Source organism: Paenibacillus alkalitolerans, assembly GCF_016482785.1.
Classification (GTDB): Bacteria; Bacillota; Bacilli; order Paenibacillales; family YIM-B00363; genus Paenibacillus_AE; species Paenibacillus_AE alkalitolerans.
The window spans coordinates 1-578 of the sequence record NZ_JAEMXM010000075.1 but is presented as its reverse complement, the minus strand read 5'-3'; the positions used below and the strand labels follow the sequence as shown (position 1 = coordinate 578).

Below are 578 nucleotides of genomic sequence, written 5' to 3'. Positions count from 1 at the left end.
GTTATCAGAAATCAGCGAAACAGATCTTGTCATAACCAAGGAGAAATGGCTATGCAACGAATTAGGAAGAATTTAACCATAATACTTACTATAGGTTTTATTACTAATGTGATAATCGCTATACTCTCATATATCGTTGGCGTGATTATTATGAATGATACACTTCCTGGAAGCCATCATTATGGAGCCTTTATTTATTACTTTAAGGTCGCTGTATTTGTGATAGTTTTGATTCCGCATTTGAGCTACAAGAAGTTAAAAGAATTGATGACTAAAGATTTAGTAATTGTTTCGATGGGAAGTGGGAGCCTTTTCATATTATTTTCGATATTTACACATAATCTATTTTTGGAATTTATTCAAAAATCAAAGGGCAGTTTCGGGTTGTTAGAATCCTTCAGTATAAATAATAATGCATTTTTATATCTAGGGATATTATTATCTGTTTGCTTATTTTCTTTCGGTTTTAGTATGAATAAGTTACTTAAAGAAACGAAATGAATTAAAGACAAGACAGAAAATTTCATCATGTGGGTATTTCAAAGAGGTCGCTGACATCTGATAACAATGCATTCACG

The 578-nt window shown here is 31.3% G+C and carries 1 protein-coding gene; it reads left to right on the top strand.

Translation table 11 applies throughout. The annotated features are described in order from the left end of the window. Positions 1-501: hypothetical protein (locus tag JET16_RS29830; RefSeq protein ID WP_233532468.1), on the top strand; the 501-nt coding region annotated here is incomplete at its 5' end. Positions 502-578 lie beyond the last annotated feature (77 nt).